The 14,894-nt window shown below is 70.6% G+C and carries 19 protein-coding genes; 12 read left to right on the forward strand and 7 right to left on the reverse strand.

Annotated elements, in window-relative coordinates:
- Positions 1–358: 358 nt before the first annotated feature.
- On the forward strand, positions 359–724 hold the full coding sequence (locus ABZS51_RS08645; RefSeq protein WP_355437825.1) for a hypothetical protein: 366 nt from the start codon (positions 359–361) through the stop codon (positions 722–724).
- A gap of 144 nt (positions 725–868) precedes the next feature.
- Here the strand turns inward: ABZS51_RS08645 and ABZS51_RS08650 are convergent, their stop codons facing one another.
- Positions 869–1,567, reverse strand: coding sequence for a class I SAM-dependent methyltransferase (locus ABZS51_RS08650; RefSeq protein WP_355437827.1), 699 nt, complete (start codon positions 1,565–1,567; stop codon positions 869–871).
- 52 nt (positions 1,568–1,619) lie between these two features.
- Between ABZS51_RS08650 and ABZS51_RS08655 the strand changes: the two genes are divergently transcribed.
- The 6 genes from ABZS51_RS08655 to ABZS51_RS08680 all read left to right on the forward strand — a co-directional run bounded on the left by ABZS51_RS08655 (position 1,620) and on the right by ABZS51_RS08680 (position 6,392).
- Complete coding sequence (locus ABZS51_RS08655; protein ID WP_310707096.1) at positions 1,620–2,252, forward strand: LysE family translocator; 633 nt, start codon at positions 1,620–1,622, stop codon at positions 2,250–2,252.
- An 84-nt stretch (positions 2,253–2,336) separates the two neighbouring features.
- Positions 2,337–3,107, forward strand: coding sequence for an NAD(P)H-binding protein (locus ABZS51_RS08660; protein WP_355437829.1), 771 nt, complete (start codon positions 2,337–2,339; stop codon positions 3,105–3,107).
- Positions 3,108–3,312: 205 nt separating this feature from the next.
- Complete coding sequence (gene pyrH / locus ABZS51_RS08665; protein ID WP_355437831.1) at positions 3,313–4,050, forward strand: UMP kinase; 738 nt, start codon at positions 3,313–3,315, stop codon at positions 4,048–4,050.
- A 162-nt stretch (positions 4,051–4,212) separates the two neighbouring features.
- The gene (locus ABZS51_RS08670) at positions 4,213–4,710 is read left to right on the forward strand and encodes a pyridoxamine 5'-phosphate oxidase family protein (protein WP_355437833.1); all 498 of its coding nucleotides are present in this window, start codon (positions 4,213–4,215) and stop codon (positions 4,708–4,710) included.
- Positions 4,711–4,832: 122 nt separating this feature from the next.
- The gene (locus ABZS51_RS08675) at positions 4,833–5,240 is read left to right on the forward strand and encodes a YciI family protein (protein WP_355437835.1); all 408 of its coding nucleotides are present in this window, start codon (positions 4,833–4,835) and stop codon (positions 5,238–5,240) included.
- A gap of 6 nt (positions 5,241–5,246) precedes the next feature.
- Positions 5,247–6,392 carry a DUF6596 domain-containing protein gene (locus ABZS51_RS08680; RefSeq protein ID WP_355437837.1) on the forward strand — a complete coding sequence of 382 codons (1,146 nt, stop codon included), beginning with the start codon at positions 5,247–5,249 and terminating at the stop codon, positions 6,390–6,392.
- A gap of 53 nt (positions 6,393–6,445) precedes the next feature.
- On the opposite strand, the gene ABZS51_RS08685 is transcribed toward ABZS51_RS08680, so the two are convergent.
- The 4 genes from ABZS51_RS08685 to ABZS51_RS08700 form a co-directional block, all read right to left on the reverse strand.
- Entirely contained in the window at positions 6,446–7,024 is a 579-nt protein-coding gene (locus ABZS51_RS08685) for a dihydrofolate reductase family protein (protein ID WP_355437839.1), read from the reverse strand.
- An 82-nt stretch (positions 7,025–7,106) separates the two neighbouring features.
- On the reverse strand, positions 7,107–7,604 hold the full coding sequence (locus tag ABZS51_RS08690) for a hypothetical protein (RefSeq protein WP_355437841.1): 498 nt from the start codon (positions 7,602–7,604) through the stop codon (positions 7,107–7,109).
- Positions 7,605–7,725: 121 nt separating this feature from the next.
- Positions 7,726–8,133, reverse strand: a complete 408-nt coding sequence (locus ABZS51_RS08695; protein ID WP_355437843.1) for a DUF6069 family protein — start codon at positions 8,131–8,133, stop codon at positions 7,726–7,728.
- A 285-nt stretch (positions 8,134–8,418) separates the two neighbouring features.
- Positions 8,419–9,276: a helix-turn-helix transcriptional regulator gene (locus tag ABZS51_RS08700; protein ID WP_355437845.1), complete on the reverse strand. Its 858-nt coding sequence runs from the start codon at positions 9,274–9,276 to the stop codon at positions 8,419–8,421.
- A gap of 86 nt (positions 9,277–9,362) precedes the next feature.
- Here ABZS51_RS08700 and ABZS51_RS08705 point away from each other — a divergent pair, with 86 nt between their 5' ends.
- From ABZS51_RS08705 to ABZS51_RS08715, 3 genes are all read left to right on the forward strand, one after another.
- Positions 9,363–10,145 carry an SDR family oxidoreductase gene (locus ABZS51_RS08705; RefSeq protein ID WP_355437847.1) on the forward strand — a complete coding sequence of 261 codons (783 nt, stop codon included), beginning with the start codon at positions 9,363–9,365 and terminating at the stop codon, positions 10,143–10,145.
- Between the two features lie 92 nt (positions 10,146–10,237).
- Positions 10,238–10,963, forward strand: a complete 726-nt coding sequence (locus ABZS51_RS08710) for a LuxR C-terminal-related transcriptional regulator (RefSeq protein WP_310707085.1) — start codon at positions 10,238–10,240, stop codon at positions 10,961–10,963.
- Between the two features lie 69 nt (positions 10,964–11,032).
- Complete coding sequence (locus tag ABZS51_RS08715; RefSeq protein WP_310707084.1) at positions 11,033–11,578, forward strand: hypothetical protein; 546 nt, start codon at positions 11,033–11,035, stop codon at positions 11,576–11,578.
- Between the two features lie 149 nt (positions 11,579–11,727).
- On the opposite strand, the gene ABZS51_RS08720 is transcribed toward ABZS51_RS08715, so the two are convergent.
- Positions 11,728–11,994, reverse strand: coding sequence for a MerR family transcriptional regulator (locus tag ABZS51_RS08720; protein ID WP_355437861.1), 267 nt, complete (start codon positions 11,992–11,994; stop codon positions 11,728–11,730).
- 681 nt (positions 11,995–12,675) lie between these two features.
- On the opposite strand from ABZS51_RS08720, the gene ABZS51_RS08725 reads away from it, so the two are divergent.
- The gene (locus tag ABZS51_RS08725) at positions 12,676–13,239 is read left to right on the forward strand and encodes a methyltransferase domain-containing protein (protein WP_355437849.1); all 564 of its coding nucleotides are present in this window, start codon (positions 12,676–12,678) and stop codon (positions 13,237–13,239) included.
- A gap of 49 nt (positions 13,240–13,288) precedes the next feature.
- Here ABZS51_RS08725 and ABZS51_RS08730 read toward each other — a convergent pair whose 3' ends face one another.
- Entirely contained in the window at positions 13,289–14,125 is an 837-nt protein-coding gene (locus ABZS51_RS08730) for an EamA family transporter (protein ID WP_355437851.1), read from the reverse strand.
- Positions 14,126–14,238: 113 nt separating this feature from the next.
- On the opposite strand from ABZS51_RS08730, the gene ABZS51_RS08735 reads away from it, so the two are divergent.
- On the forward strand, positions 14,239–14,844 hold the full coding sequence (locus ABZS51_RS08735) for an XRE family transcriptional regulator (protein ID WP_355437853.1): 606 nt from the start codon (positions 14,239–14,241) through the stop codon (positions 14,842–14,844).
- Positions 14,845–14,894: the final 50 nt, after the last annotated feature.

The following is a 14,894-nucleotide window of genomic DNA, read 5'->3' on the forward strand; positions in this document are numbered from 1 at the left end:
TCTGACGATCCGCACGGCCCCGGCCCGGAACTCCGGATCATCGGGCTGGGATATCGATGATCTGGTACAGCCGTCGGGGTCGAGCCCGCCCATCGAATCAGTAGCGTCTGTCCAGGGATTCGTCACGGCGGGGGCAGCCTGAGGGCACATGGCCCTGGAAATCATTGGCAAGCGATGACAGCGAACGAAAGCGTAATCGCACATCACCCGCAGGACAGGGCGAATTCGTGCGGGTAAGGACCACGCGAGATCAGAACCAGGCCTCGCCTCGTCTGAGCTGGGGGCGAGGGGCAGGCGCTCGACCCGGCCCGTGTCGCGGGCCGAAAGAGCTGGACTTTGTCCCATACACTCTTCGCACATGCGATTAAGATTGATCTTTATCCTTTTCGCCCTCTACGCCATCGCCGCTGCACCCGCGTTCTTCCCAGGAGATGGGCGAGTGATCGTGCAGCCTGCGGCCAACGACGCGGTTGAGGTCTACTTCACGCCGGTCGATCTCGTACTGCTCAGGTCCTACGAGGGCATCGAGCCGTTCAGTCGCGCTTTGGAGATCGCTCAGCAGCGGGCCGAGACCTATCCGCACGATCTTGCTCCGCCGTACATCCTGCACGAGCCGTACCGGCTCGTCGCACCATACGTCACCGCGCGCGGACGCGAACTGGCGACGAGCTGCCTGCCGGCGCGGCCTGTCGCTCCCCGGGATGGAGTCCCGGATCCGAACTGACCGGCCGGACCGGGGATCAGTCGCAGGCGCCCGGGGAGCGGTCGGCGGGCGGGCACCACGCCTGCAAGACCTGCAGGTCGCTCAACGCCCGTCCGATGCGAGCCGGACGGCCGATGGCGTTCTCCGCGATGCGCGGTGAAGGCGTTACCGGGCGGGCCTGCGGGTGACGAACACGTACTCGCGGCTGTCCTCGGTGAACGGCTCGCCGGCGAACCCCCCGTACAGCGCCTCCACCTCCAGCCCCGCCACGTCGATCAGCCCGAGCCACTCGTTCTTCGTCGCCCACCAGGACGAGCTCGTCGACCCGTCGTCCAGCACGAGATCGATCCGGTTGTCGCCCACGGCGAAGCGAGTCGTGTGCGGCACCGGCTCCGACTGCCGCGTCCCGTCGAAGCGGGCGGCGATGTGGTGGTCGAAGGCGAGGGCGTTCCAGGCGAAGCGGCCCCCCGGGCGCAGCGCCGCGGCCACCCGCTCGAAGACGCGGCGGCGGTCGGCCCAGGTGGGCAGGTGCTGCAGCGACCGGAACGGGCAGTAGACCAGCGCCGCCGGCTCCTCCAGGGTGAGCTCGCGCATGTCGCCCTCGCGCAGGTCGAGCCGGACGCCCTGCTCGGCGGCGTGCGCGCGGGCCTGTTCGAGCATCGCGGGTGAGAGGTCGACGCCGATGACCCGCCGCCCGGTCGCCCGCGCGACGGGAACGGCGACCCGCCCGTTCCCGATCGCCAGCTCGACGAGCGGCCCGTCCGCCTCCCTGGCGAGGGCGACGTAGAAGGCGATGTCGGCCGCCATGTGGCCCGACCATTCCGCATATCGATGCGCGAACGCCTCGTCCCAGGTAGATGTCATGCCCTTTTCCTCCGAACAGTCGCACTTTTCGACACCATGGGAGAATTCGACTATGCCTATCGACCCCCACCTTCTCGCACTCTTCAGCGTCACCACGATCATCGCGATGATCACACCGGGGCCGGACATGCTGTTCGTGCTGGGATGCGGGATGCGCGGCGGCCCGCGGGCCGGCCTGCTCGCCACCGCGGGCGTGGCGACCAGCGAGGCCATCCACGTCGCCGTGGCGGCCGCGGGCCTGGCGGCGCTGTTCGAGGCGGTGCCGGTCGCGTTCACCGTGGTGCGCATCGCGGGCGCCGCGTACCTGATCCACCTGGGTGTCCAGGCCATCCGCAAGCGCGACGACAGCCCCATGGATGTGGCGGTGGGCGGCGGCAGCATCACGGGGCGGCGGGCGTACCTGAGCGGGCTGATGACCAACCTGCTGAACCCGAAGATGGTGACCTTCACCATCGCCTTCCTCCCGCAGTTCATCAACCCGGGCCTGGGCCAGGTGTGGCTGCAGTTCGCGATTCTCGGGGTCATTCTCATCGCGCTGGAGTTCCTCGTGGACGGCGCGGTCGGCGTCCTCGCCGGCCGCATCGGCGGCTGGCTCCGCCACCGCCGCGCCGCCCGCCGCCGCATCGACGTCGCCACGGGCGGCATCTTCGTCGGGCTGGGCGTGAAGCTGGCGCTGGAGCGGTGATGGCGGCGCGCGGAAAATGAGTGGCGGCGGGGCCGCCGGTGGGAGTGCACTGGAGCGACCGTTTCCCGAGGGAGTCTGCTCACAGTGATCGCCGTCTCGGCCGCCTCCGGCGCGCTCGGCCGCCTCGTCATCGACCGTCTGCGCGCGCGGGTGGAGGTGGTGGCGGTGGTCCGCGATCCCGTACGCGCCCCGGCGGGCGTCCCGGTACGGCGCGGCGACTACGACGACCCGGCGAGCCTGCGCGCCGCCTTCGAGGGGGTCGAGCGCCTGCTGCTGATCTCCTCCCCGGAGCTCGACACCCCCCGCAGGATCGCCCAGCACCTGGCCGCCGTGACCGCCGCCGCGGACGCCGGCGTCGGCGCCATCGCCTTCACCAGCTTCCTGGGCGCCGACACCGCAGCCACCGGCCTCACCGAGGCCTATCACGCGACGGAGCAGGCCATCCTCGCCACCGGCCTGCCGTACACGTTCCTGCGCCACCCCTTCTACAGCGACGCGTTCCTGCCGCGGGTCACCGGCGGAGAGCTCAGGAGCAGCACCGCCGGCCGCGGTCTGAACACCGCGTTCCGCTCCGACCTGGCCGAGGCCGCCGCGAACGTGCTGGAGAGCCGGGCCCACCTCGGCCGCGCCTACGACTTCACCGGTCCGCTCTGGAGCCACCCCGAGGTGGCCGAGGCCCTGGGCGTCGCCTACCGCGAGGTGCCGGACACCGGCCCCGGCCCGATGAGCTGGATCAACGGCCGGATCCGGGCGGGGGAGCTGGAGCGGCAGACCCCCGATCTGGAGGCCGTGCTCGGCAGGCCCGCCGAGACGGTCGTCTCCCGCCTTCTCGCGGGGTCCGTACATGACGCCTGACCTGTGTCACGTCGGTGGTGAAGTCGCCGGCCGAGGCATCCGTGCACCCGCGGACGGCGCGCCCGAGGGGTTCTGCCGCAGGCTCGGGTGCGAGCTCATGGGGGAGACGAGCGGCGACCAAGCGGTCGGCGTACCGGCCGTGTGACGGTGTGCGCGTACTCTTGATCGGGTCGCCGAGCGCGCGACCGCAGAAGGGATCGCGGGCATGCGGCGTTACTCACGTGTCGTGGTCAAGCTCAGCGGCGAGGCACTCTCGGGAGAGGCCGGCTGGGGCACCGACCCGGCGAGCCTGGCCCAGCTCGCCGACGAGATCCTCTCGGTCCACGACCTCGGCGTGCAGATCGCCGTGGTGATCGGCGGCGGCAACTACTTCCGCGGCCGCATGGCCGAGGGCTGGGGCATCGGCAGGGCCGAGGCCGACAACATCGGCATGCTCGGCACCGTCATGAACGCGTTGATGCTGCGCGGCGTGCTGACCGCCCGCTCGGAGACGGACGTCCGGGTCATGACGGCCGTGCCCATGCAGAGCGTGGCCGAGCCGTTCATCCGGCTGCGCGCCGACCGGCACCTGCGTCGCGACCTGATCGTGCTGCTCGCCGGCGGCATCGGCCAGCCGTACGTCACCACCGACTATCCCGCCGTGCAGCGAGCCCTCGAACTCGACGCCGACGCCCTGCTGGTGGCCAAGCGAGGTGTGGACGGCGTCTACGACAGCGACCCGAACCTCAGCCCGGACGCCGAACGCTTCACCAGCCTCACCTACCGGGAGGCGCTGGCCGCCGGGGTGCGGGTCATGGACGAGAGCGCGTTCGTGCTCGCCAACGAGCAGGGCCTGCGCATGCACGTCTTCGACGTCGCCGCGCGGGGCGTCATGCGGGCGATCTGCGAGGGCGAGGACATCGGCACCCGCATCACCACCGACGACCCGGCGCCGCCCGCCTAGTACCGGGTGACCGCCATGTGCATTCGCCAGGCCCTGGGCGTCCTTCCGGAGACGAACCAGGCAGGAAATTCGGCACGCTGAGGATGTCGAGAATGCTCTCCTGGCTCCGTCCCAGGGACATCAGCGGCCACTACGGGCCGCCGCGGACGGAGGAGAGCCACCATGATCCCGCACGAGATCGCCGAGATCCTGAACCGGCCGATCAGCCAGGAGCTGCTCGCCCGCGACCTGACCCGCCTCGCCTACATCGCCAAGGACGGCACCCCCCGCAACGTCCCGATCGCGTTCACCTGGAACGGCTCGGAGATCGTCATGTGCACGACGAAGAACGCCCCGAAGCTCCCGGCCCTGCGCGCGAACCCGGCGGTCGCCCTGACGATCGACACCGAGGAGCACCCGCCCAAGATCCTGCTGATCCGCGGCCGGGCCGAGCTGGACGTCGTCGACGGCATCCCGGACGAGTACCTCCAGATGAACGGCAGCTACCAGATGACGCCCGAGCAGCGGGTCGAGTGGGAGGCGGAGGTGCGCTCGCTCTACGACGGCATGGTGCGGATCGTGGTCACCCCGACGTGGGCCAAGCTGATCGACTTCGAGACGACCCTGCCGAGCGCGGTCGAGGAGCTCGTCCGGGCGCGCGAAGAACGCCGGAGCGCCTGAGCGGGACCCGCGCACACAGCCGCCGGAAAAAGATTCACGGCGGGATGTCGAGAACCCGCGCGCGACTCCGTCCCCGCACTGAACACCGGCCACAATGGCCGTACCGCTCAAGGGAGAACACGATGGCCAAGTACCTGCTCCTCAAGCACTACCGGGGCGCGCCGGCAGCGGTCAACGACGTGCCGATGGACCAGTGGACGCCGGAGGAGGTCACGGCCCACGTGCAGTACATGCGGGACTTCGCCGCCCGGCTCGAGAGCACCGGCGAGTTCGTGGACAGCCAGGCGCTCTCCCCGGAGGGCACGTTCGTCCGCTACGACGGTGAGGGGCGTCCGCCGGTCACCGACGGCCCGTTCGCGGAGACCAAGGACCTGATCGCCGGCTGGATGATGATCGACGTCGAGAGCTACGAGCGGGCGCTCGAACTGGCCGCCGAGCTGTCCGCGGCCCCGGGCGCGGGTGGCCGGCCGATCCACGAGTGGCTCGAGGTGCGTCCGTTCCTGTCCGAGCCCCCGACCATCACGGAGTGACGAACGGTGGACGAGTCCCTGCTGCGGACGCTCACCCCCACGGTGATCAGCGTCCTCGTCCGTCGCGGAGCCGGCTTCGCGGCGGCCGAGGACGCCGTGCAGGACGCCCTGATCGAGGCCGTACGCGTGTGGCGGGACGACCCGCCGCGCGACCCCAAGGGCTGGATGGTCACCGTGGCGTGGCGCAAGTTCCTCGACGCGGCCCGCGCCGACACCTCCCGGCGGCACCGCGAGGTCTTCGTCGAGGCCGAGCCCGTGCCCGGCCAGGGCGAGATGGCGGACGACACGCTCCAGCTGTACTTCCTGTGCGCGCACCCGTCCCTGACCCCGGCCTCGGCCGTCGCCCTGACGCTGCGCGCGGTCGGCGGCCTGACCACGCGTCAGATCGCGCAGGCCTACCTCGTGCCGGAGGCGACCATGGCCCAGCGCATCAGCCGGGCCAAGCGGACCGTCTCCTCCATCCGGTTCAACCAGCCCGGTGACGTGGCCACGGTGCTGCGCGTTCTCTACCTCGTCTTCAACGAGGGATACTCCGGCGACGTCGATCTCGCCGCCGAGGCGATCCGGCTCACCCGCCAGCTCGCGGCCAGAACCGGGCACGAGGAAGTGGCGGGGCTGCTCGCGCTCATGCTGCTCCACCACGCGCGGCGGCCGGCACGCACGGCTCCCGACGGGAGGCTCGTCGCTCTCGCCGAGCAGGACCGCAGCCTGTGGGACACCCGCCTGATCGCCGAGGGCGTGGACGTGCTGCAGGCCGCCCTCGCCCGCGACCGGCTGGGCGAGTTCCAGGCCCAGGCCGCCATCGCCGCGCTGCACGCGGACGCCCGCGCGGCCGAGGAGACCGACTGGGTGCAGATCGTCGAGTGGTACGACGAGCTGGTCCGCCTCACCGGCAACCCGGTGGCCCGCCTCAACCGAGCCGTCGCGGTCGGTGAGGCCGACGGCCCGCGGGCCGGCCTGGCCGCCCTGGCGGAACTCGACCCGTCCCTGCCCCGCCACACCGCGGCCGCGGCGTACCTGCACGAGCGCGATGGTGACCTGGTGACCGCGGCACGGCTCTACGCCGAAGCCGCCCGATCAGCGCCGAACCTCCCCGAACGCGACCACCTCACCCGGCAGGCCGCCCGACTCAACGCGAAACTCCGGGGTTGAGCGGTCCCCTCAAGGTCTGAACGTCGGTCCAGGACACCCGCGCATGGACGGAATCAGACGTGCAGGGTGGGCCGGTACGTCAGCTCCTGGGTGTGGCCGTCGAGCGTCCGGCTCTCGATCAGCTCGAGGTCGAAGTCGGCCCCACCCTGGAAGATCGGGTCCACTCCGGTCCGACCGGTGATCACGGGGAAGAGCGTCACCTGGACACGGTCCACCAGACCGGCGGCCATCAGCGCCCGGTTCAGCGACAGGCTGCCGTGCGAGCGCAACGGCACCTCGGACTCCTCCTTGAGCCGGGCGACGATGTCGACGGCGTCGCCGCTCACGACGGTCGCGTCCGGCCAGTCGAGCGGTCCTCGCAGCGTGGTCGACACCACCGTCGCCGGCAGGTTCCTCATCCGGGTGACCCATGGGTCACGGGCCTCGGACTCCTCGGTGCTCGAGGCCAGCATCTGCGCGTGTGCCCGATACGTGTTGGCCCCGAAGACCATCCGCTGCTCCTTGTCGTACAAGGCGAGGCGGTGGTCGAGCAGCTCGGGGCCTTGCTTGCCCCAGTAGCCGCCCCAGTCGCCGCTGTGGGCGCCGAAGCCGTCGAGGCTGGTGAAGACGTCGAAGGTGTAGGTAGCGGTCATGCTGCTCTCCTCGAACGCGGTCGATCGGGTGTGGACACGGACTGCGAACCACGGCGAAAGGATGGTCGTCTGGTCGACGACATCACCTGCCGGAGACGAGCTCGGCGAGGTGGTGCAGCGAGTTGGCCAGATGCTCGGGGCCGAACGGGGGGAACCGGATGTACTCCCGGCGGAACTGCGGCACCGCCGACCAGTCGTAGGTGAGGGTGACCTCAGTCTCGGACGGACCGAGCGGCGTAAGGTCGTAACGCCAGATCCAGCCGCCGAGCTCCAGCTGACCGTCGTCCTTCTCGTACCCGGTGAGCCAGCCGATGGCGCGCGGCGGGTCGAGCACCACGACCTGGTTGGCCGTCCTGTAGTCACCGGCCGGGTGCTTGGCGTAGTGCATGTCCATCCGGAAGATCTGCCCCACCTCGGTCAGCGGCGCCCGGTCGGCGGCTTCCTGAACCCAGCCGGTGCCATCGATCGCCGCATGGGTCGTCGGGTCCGCCAGCACCGCGAACACCTTCGCGGCGGGCACGGCGACGGTCAGTGTGGCGCTCACGTTCTCCTGGTCCACGGTGTGCACGCTCCTTGTCATCCCATCTCCGGTCTTCCGCCCCGGGCGCGTCCGTCGCGTCCGCAGGACGGTTTGTTCGGGTCCGTCGGTCATCGTGGTCGTGCCGCTGGGTACTGCTTCACGGCGAACTACTCGAAGGGGATCAGGCGGACAGGCGGCGGGCGACGGCCGGGATCACGATCGCGGCGGCGACCACGTGCGTCAGCATCAGCAGCGCCTTCGTGGCCGCGGACGCGTCCGCGAGCACATCGGGTACCAGTGACAACGCGGCGAGCACGATCGTGATGCGGACGAACGCCGCGCGCGGGCGGCGGGCCGAGCGGGCCAGCACCAGGGCCAGCACCAGGCCCACCACGGAGAAGATGACGGTCAGCAGGGCGAACCCGGAGACCGGGATCGGCACGCCGCCGACAGCGAGGCTGATCCCGGCGAAGTCACCCGCCGCGGCGAGGGCCGCGGTCGCCGCGGCGGCGACGGCCGCGGCGGCCAGGCCGCCGATGATCAGCGGCTTCGCGGGAGCGGTGGTGGTGACGGTGGTGGGGACTGACATCGTGGGCCTCCCTTGTGTGGCGACCGGCCGTTGCCGGTCTCTCACCTTGGCTACGAACGAGCTCGACGCCATCCGACACCACCACCGGAAAAAATCAGAAGACGCCACGAAGGAGGGACCGACCCCACCAGTTCGGTGGCTGAACACCATGGCGCGCAGCCGGCTGTTCGCCGAGTTCGACGCCGTGGTGTGCCCGATCACGCCGACGCCCGCGTTCCCGCACGACCACAACCCTCCATCCGTTGGAACGGGGCAGCTTGACCGGGAATCCGCACCATGGCTCCGTCAGAGTGACCTGCTCGCCTTGATGTACTCGCTTCCAAGGACAGGCAGGAGAGCCAGGGCGTCGGCGCCAGGGGATCCTGGCGGTGCGCTGTAGAGAACGAGGCGCTGGTCGCGGTCGGTGAGCGTGAGCGAGTCGCAGTCGACGGTGATCTCCCCGACGACCGGGTGACGGAACGTCTTCGTGAGCGTCGGCGCGGCGTGCACGTCGTGCCGCTCCCAGAGGCGGGCGAAGTCGGGGCTGGCGTCGCGGAGCTCGTCGACGAGTTCGGTCACCGCGGGGTCGGACTGGTACCGGGCGAGGGTGGACCGGAGCTCCATGACGACGTGGTGCCGGAACTCCGCGGCGTCGGAGATGCCGTACGGCGTCGCCTCGCCGCGCGCCGAAGTGAGGAATGCCCGGCGCGCGAGATTGCGGTCCTTGGGCGCGAGCTCGGCGAAGTCCTCCATGAGCGCGGCGGCGAGGTCGTTCCACGCGAGCACCTCGAACGTGGCCGACGTGACGATGGCGGCCGTCTGCGGCAGCCGTTCGAGGAGCGCGAGGATGCTCGGGCGGACGTCGCGCCGATGCAGCCCGGTGCGGCTCGGCGCCGTACCGGCGAGGACGTGGAGGTGGTCGGACTCGGCGTCCGTGAGCCGCAGCGCGCCGGCGATCCCGGCGAGGACCTCGCCCGACGGTCGCGGCGCCCTGCCCTGTTCGAGCCGGACGTAGTACTCCGTGGAGATGTGCGCGAGGACCGCCACCTCCTCACGGCGGAGACCCGGGGTCCGGCGTCGCGGGCCCGCGGGCAGGCCTACGTCCTGCGGCCGGAGCCGCTCGCGACGGCTGCGGAGGAACGCCCCGAGTTCCTGTTTGTCCATATCTCAAGTGTGCACGCTGTGCGGCGACAGATCCTGGTACTGCCTGTGCCTGCATCCGGTCCGGTGGCCGACCCGACACTGTCGTCATGACGAACAACATCGACATCGCACCCATCGGCCTGCTCACCGGCAAGGTGGTGTTCATCACCGGCGCCAGCCGCGGCATCGGGGCGGCCGCGGCCCGGCTCTTCGCCCGCGAGGGTGCCGCCGTCGTGCTCGCCGCCCGTAGCACCGACGCCCTGCAGCTGATCGTCACCGAGATCCGCGCCGAGGGCGGCGCCGCCGACGCCGTCACCCTGGACCTGGCCGACCGTGCGAGCATCCGCGCGGCGGTCGAACGCGTCGAGGAGTTGCACGGACGGCTCGACGGCGCGTTCAACAACGGCGCGGTGATCCAGCACCCCGGCCCGCTGGACACCACGAGCGACGAGGACATCGACGAGCAGTTCGCGGTGAACTTCCGGGCGCACTGGACCGCCATGACCGCCGAGGCCGCACTCATGCGACGGAACGGTGGCGGGGCGATCGTCAACACCTCGAGCATCGGCAGCCGCCGCGCGAACCCCGCCCTCCCCGCATACGGCGCCATGAAGCGTGCGCTCAACAGCATCACCGAGACCGCCGCGGTGAGCTGGGCTCGTGAGGGCATCCGGGTCAACGGCATCACCCCCGGCGGCACCGCCACGGAGATGATCGACGCGTGGGAGGCGGCGACCCCCGGCATCCTCGAGCACGTGAAGGGATCGATCCCGCTCGGACGGATGGCCGAGCCCCGCGAAGTCGCCGAGGTGGCGGCGTGGCTGCTCAGCGACCGGGCATCGATGGTGACCGGCGCGATCGTGCCGGTGGACGGCGGCGCCGGCGCCTGAAACCTGCCGGCCGGTCTCGCCACCACGCCCGCGCCCGTAGCAGTGCATCGGTCAGAATGTTGGCGGTGAGCGAGAGGACATGAGGGAGGCATGTGGACGACAGCGGGTCGTTGAACCAGCTCATGAATCGCCTGGAAGGGGTGGTGGGCGAGCTACGAGGGATTCCCGTCGACGTCGAGCGGGTCGATGACGATGCGCTCGTCCGGCAGCGGATCGCGGAGGTGGTCCCGGCGGCCGGCGAGCTGCGGGCCATGCACCCTTGGGGCGCGATGGACAAGGGCTCTGACGAGCACAAGAGCAGGCGCGCGGTACTCGACGCGCTGGAGCGTGGCATGAGGATGCGCACGATCATCCACATGAGCGTGATGGACGACCCGCGCAAGGCAGCCCGGATCAGGCAGTTGCATGCCTCCGGTGACCTGCACCGGATCGTCGACGAGCCGATTCAGCAGGTGCTCATCTTCGACCGCGCCGTGGCGTTCCTGCGGATGACGCCCTTCGCGTACGCGCCGGGCACTCTGGTGATCAGGCAGCAGAGTCTCCTCACCGCCCTCATCGACCTGTTCGAGCGGACCTGGGACAGGGCCAGGGAGGTCGACGAACCCACGCACCGGCTGAGTGCCCGCGAGCGGGAGGTGCTCGCTCTGATCGCGGAGGGGCGCTCCAACAGCGCCGTCGCGCGCGCCCTCTCGATCACGGAGGCGGCCGTCGGCAAGCACGTGGCCAGCGTGTTCGCCAAGCTCGAGCTGCCCGAGACCCCTGACGACAACCGGCGGGTGCTGGCGGTGCTCGCTTACCTGCGCGGCACGGTGAGGTAGGGCCAAGCCGACCACGTTCTCGCCCCAGCCCCCATGCGGGCGCAATCCGGGGCGCACTTCAATGACGTCATGCAACGAATGAATGGATTACTGGTCGGCGCGGTCTTCGGCGCGGTCTTCGTCATCGTGAACGCGCAGAGTCCGCTGAACACCGTGACCGTCAACCTGCTGCGGGCAGCCGCCTGCCTGGCGGCCGCGAGCGTCATCGGCATGTGGTTCGTCTCCGCCCGGAGAGAGCCGTCCACCGCGGGACGGCAGCGGAACATGTTCAGCCGCGGCTACCTGATCGTCGTCGCCGCCGAGGCGATCCTGCTCTTCGGCGGGCTCCGGATGCTGGCCGCCCTGGGACGACCTGAGCAGGCCAACGTGGGGTGGGTGGCCTTGGTGGTGGGGGTGCATTTCATCGCGTTGGCGCCGATCTGGAAGGACTGGAGCATCGCCGTACCCGGCGTGGTTCTCACCTTGCTCGGCGCCGTGGGCCTGGTACTGGCGTCGACGGACGCCGTCGCCTGGGTGTCGTTCGTCAGCGGCGTGTTGTCCGGGGTGGTGCTCCTGACCGGGGCCGTCGCCTTCGGCTGGCGCGCTGTGGCGACTCGGGCAGCACAGGCGTCATGAGCACGGCCGCGACCTCCTGGCGCGACGCCTCGGCCGGTGAAGGAGCACGGCGGGACAGCGAGCAACGGTGAGAGTTCGTCGTCGCGCGCTGTCGCAGGCGTTGGCCGGGGTGTCGTGGGCGCCGGCCGAGCGGCCCGCGCCTGGTGTGGTCAGTTGGACGCTGTGTGGTGTTGGCGGAGTTCTTCGTTGATGCGCAGGGCCTCGGCGAGCTGATCTTCCAAGATGATGATGCGGCAGGCCGCCTCCAGGGCGGTGCCGGCATCGACGAGTTCGCGGGCGCGGGCGGCCAGGCGCAGCTGGTAGCGGGAGAAGCGGCGATGGCCGCCCTCCGAGCGCAGCGGCTCGATCAGCTTGGCGGCGCCGAGACTGCGCAGGAACGCCGGGGTGACACCGAGAATCTCGGCGGCCCGGCCCATGCTGTAGGCAGGGTAGTCCTCGTCGTCGAGCCGGAGCTCGGGACTGTCACCTGAGGCGCCGACCGGCTCGTCGCTCTGGCGGGGCCGGTCTCGCCTGAAGGTGGTGGCCAATGCCTGGTGGGTTCGCTCCATTCAACCTTCCCGAACGCGGACAGGGGCCCCGGCGCCATGCTGCGCCGGGGCCCGAATGAGGTTTAACACCATCCACCGGCTTTGAGGCCGGTTCACTTGCTCCGCATCTGCCTGCCCGTAGGGGCGGGACGCGGGGATCGCGTAAGCGTGACCGTAGACCACCGTCCTGTTCGTGGAGCTGCGGTACCCGTGCGGCGCCTTGCGGCCGGCGACGGGCGATCCTGATGGCGTTCAACACTCCTTTCCGTTTTTATTCGTACGTCGACACCTCGACAGCTGTGCCGACTTCGAGCAATGGCAGCGCGTCCACCGCCCCGGCCCTTCCTGCAACCGCACTGGCCGCGGCAGTCCGACCTTCTGCCTACTTCTCACTTCCAGCTTGCAGTCCACGTTCGTCCGGGCAGTTCGTCGTCGTGCTCGTACTGCGCTGCCCTCGTGGATCCGTCCCTTGCGATGTCAGAAACTCTACCCCCACCCAACGCGGATGTCTACAGCGACGGATGCAGATTTTCTTACTCGCGAAGGCGAGAACGCTGCCAGGCTTGGCGCATGTCCCGCGATCTTCGGTTGCGAGCCATCTTCGACCAAGCGGCTGCCTTCTATCAGGACGCGCGCCCCGACTACCCGGCGGTGCTGTACTCCGACCTCCTGGCAGTCACGGGGGTCGCGCCGGCCGCGCACCTGCTCGAAGTCGGATGCGGTCCGGGGAAGGCCACGCTGCCCCTGGCACGGATGGGCTTCCGGATCACCGCGGTCGAACTCGGCGACGCCCTGGCGGCGGAGGCACGGCACCGGCTCGCTGGATTCGCCGGCGTCTCCGTGATCACGTCGTCGTTCGAAGACTGGGAACCGCCGGCCGGGGCCCACTTCGATCTCCTCTACGCGGCCACGGCGTGGAAATGGGTGGACCCGAAGGCCAAGTACGCGAAAGCGGCCGCCCTTCTCGCCCGGGGCGGCCACCTGGCCGTATGGAACGCCGACCACGCCTTTCCGGCAGGCTTCGACCTCTTCTTCGCTGAGATCCAGGAGATGCGCCGCCGCCTCGCCGCACGCTCGGACGGAACGCTCACCCGCCACTGGTCGGCCGTCCTCACCGCCGGCCGACGCCTGTGACCTTGGGGGTAGAGGTGTCCCCGGTGCTCAGGAGCCGGCCGCGGGTGGTTCAGGTCAGGGCGAGGAGGGTGACGGCGACGGCGGCGGCGCCCAGGCCGGCAAGCTGGCCGCGGCCGATGCGTTCGGCGAGCACGCCGCGGGCGAGCAGGACCGTGCCGGCCGGGTAGAGGGCGACGATCACGGCGACGACGGCGAGGTCCCCGCTGCGGGCGGCGAGCAGGAACAGCAGGTTCGCCACGGAGTCCAGTACGCCCGCGGTCGCTGACATCGCGTACGCGGGCCGCTCGGAGCCCAGCCTGCGGTGCATCAGCCCGGCCGCGGTCAGGGTGACAGCCGAGGCGACCGCCCGGCCCACGATCAGCGGAGCCACCCCGCTGTCCGGCGGCGCCTGGTGCAGAAAGACGAGCTGAAGGGCGATGGCGGCGCCCGCGCCGAACGCCAGCAGCAGCGCAGTCCGTGAGGGGCGCGTCGAGCCCGCGCCGTGACCGGCGCTGACCAGAACCACCGCCGCCAGTGCGAGCGGCAGGCCCACCAGTCCGGTGGCGGACAGGTGCTCGCCCTGGAGCAGGCCCACGCCGACGGGCAGCACGGCCGACACCAGCGCGGTCACCGGCGACAGCACGTTCATCGGACCGATCGCCAGAGTGCGGTAGAGCAGGGCGAACGCGGCGGCCGAGGCGACCCCCGAGGCGGCGCCCCAGCCGAGGGCCGCAGGGCTGAACGAGGCGCCGAGGGCCGGCCACAGCAGCAGCTCGACCACGAGGCTGGCCGGGGCGGCGATCATCACGGTGCGCAGCACATGAGCCTTGCGGGCGCCCAGGCCGCCGAGGAAGTCGGCGCATCCGTATGCGAGTGAGCTGCCCAGGGCGAGCAGGAGAGCGAACACAACAGACCTCACCATCAATGGAACGACCACAGAGTACAATCAATCGACCGGTATGTGCCAATCGAACGACCGCACGGTGCATCGAAATGGTCCATTGCGAGGATGGTGATCAGATGGCCGAGACGGCCGCAGCCCTGCGGACGGTCGCGCACAACGTCAGGGCGGCGCGCACCCGCGCGGGCCTGTCCCTGGAGGAGCTCAGCCGGCGCGCCCAGGTCAGCAAGGGAGCTCTGGTCGCGCTGGAGAAGGCCCAGGGCAACCCCAACCTGGCCACCCTGGTCCGGCTGGCCGACACCCTCGGCATCTCGGTGTCCGCCCTGATGCAGGGGCCGTCCGAAGGTCGCGTCCGCGTCGTGACCGCCGAGGCCGTGGCACCACTGTGGACGGGCGAGCGGGGCAGCGAGGCCCGGCTCATGCTGACGACCTCAGGGCCGGCCCCGGTCGAGGTCTGGCGCTGGAGACTGGAACCGGGCGAGGAGTACCCCAGCCAGCCCCACCACGCCGGAGTCGTGGAGACCGTCAGCGTCATCTCCGGCCGGATGACCCTGGTCGTCGACGGCACCGAGCACACCGTCGAAGCCGGGCAGACCGCCACGTTCAACGGCGACGCCTCGCACACCTACCGTGGCTCGGGCACCGAAACCTGCACTTTGATCATGACCGTCCATCTGCCGCCCGGCCCCGGCGCGGGCCCGTCGGAAGCCGTCCGCCGGGCGTGAACCGCCGGCCACCGAGTGGAAGGCAGGCCGCCGGCGGGCCCACGCGGGCC

The organism is Nonomuraea sp. NPDC005501 (assembly GCF_040605905.1).
GTDB lineage: Bacteria > Actinomycetota > Actinomycetes > Streptosporangiales > Streptosporangiaceae > Nonomuraea.

Coding starts and splice junctions, on each gene's coding strand:
- ABZS51_RS08735 (WP_355437853.1), top strand. CDS start 14,239: ATGGCCGAGACGGCCGCAGCCCTGCGGACGGTCGCGCACAACGTCAGG.
- ABZS51_RS08675 (WP_355437835.1), top strand. CDS start 4,833: ATGGCCAAGTACCTGCTCCTCAAGCACTACCGGGGCGCGCCGGCAGCG.
- ABZS51_RS08700 (WP_355437845.1), bottom strand. CDS start 9,276: ATGGACAAACAGGAACTCGGGGCGTTCCTCCGCAGCCGTCGCGAGCGG.
- ABZS51_RS08685 (WP_355437839.1), bottom strand. CDS start 7,024: ATGACCGCTACCTACACCTTCGACGTCTTCACCAGCCTCGACGGCTTC.
- ABZS51_RS08715 (WP_310707084.1), top strand. CDS start 11,033: ATGCAACGAATGAATGGATTACTGGTCGGCGCGGTCTTCGGCGCGGTC.
- ABZS51_RS08670 (WP_355437833.1), top strand. CDS start 4,213: ATGATCCCGCACGAGATCGCCGAGATCCTGAACCGGCCGATCAGCCAG.
- ABZS51_RS08650 (WP_355437827.1), bottom strand. CDS start 1,567: ATGACATCTACCTGGGACGAGGCGTTCGCGCATCGATATGCGGAATGG.
- ABZS51_RS08725 (WP_355437849.1), top strand. CDS start 12,676: ATGTCCCGCGATCTTCGGTTGCGAGCCATCTTCGACCAAGCGGCTGCC.
- ABZS51_RS08720 (WP_355437861.1), bottom strand. CDS start 11,994: ATGGGCCGGGCCGCCGAGATTCTCGGTGTCACCCCGGCGTTCCTGCGC.
- pyrH (WP_355437831.1), top strand. CDS start 3,313: ATGCGGCGTTACTCACGTGTCGTGGTCAAGCTCAGCGGCGAGGCACTC.
- ABZS51_RS08695 (WP_355437843.1), bottom strand. CDS start 8,133: ATGTCAGTCCCCACCACCGTCACCACCACCGCTCCCGCGAAGCCGCTG.
- ABZS51_RS08705 (WP_355437847.1), top strand. CDS start 9,363: ATGACGAACAACATCGACATCGCACCCATCGGCCTGCTCACCGGCAAG.
- ABZS51_RS08690 (WP_355437841.1), bottom strand. CDS start 7,604: ATGACAAGGAGCGTGCACACCGTGGACCAGGAGAACGTGAGCGCCACA.
- ABZS51_RS08655 (WP_310707096.1), top strand. CDS start 1,620: ATGCCTATCGACCCCCACCTTCTCGCACTCTTCAGCGTCACCACGATC.
- ABZS51_RS08645 (WP_355437825.1), top strand. CDS start 359: ATGCGATTAAGATTGATCTTTATCCTTTTCGCCCTCTACGCCATCGCC.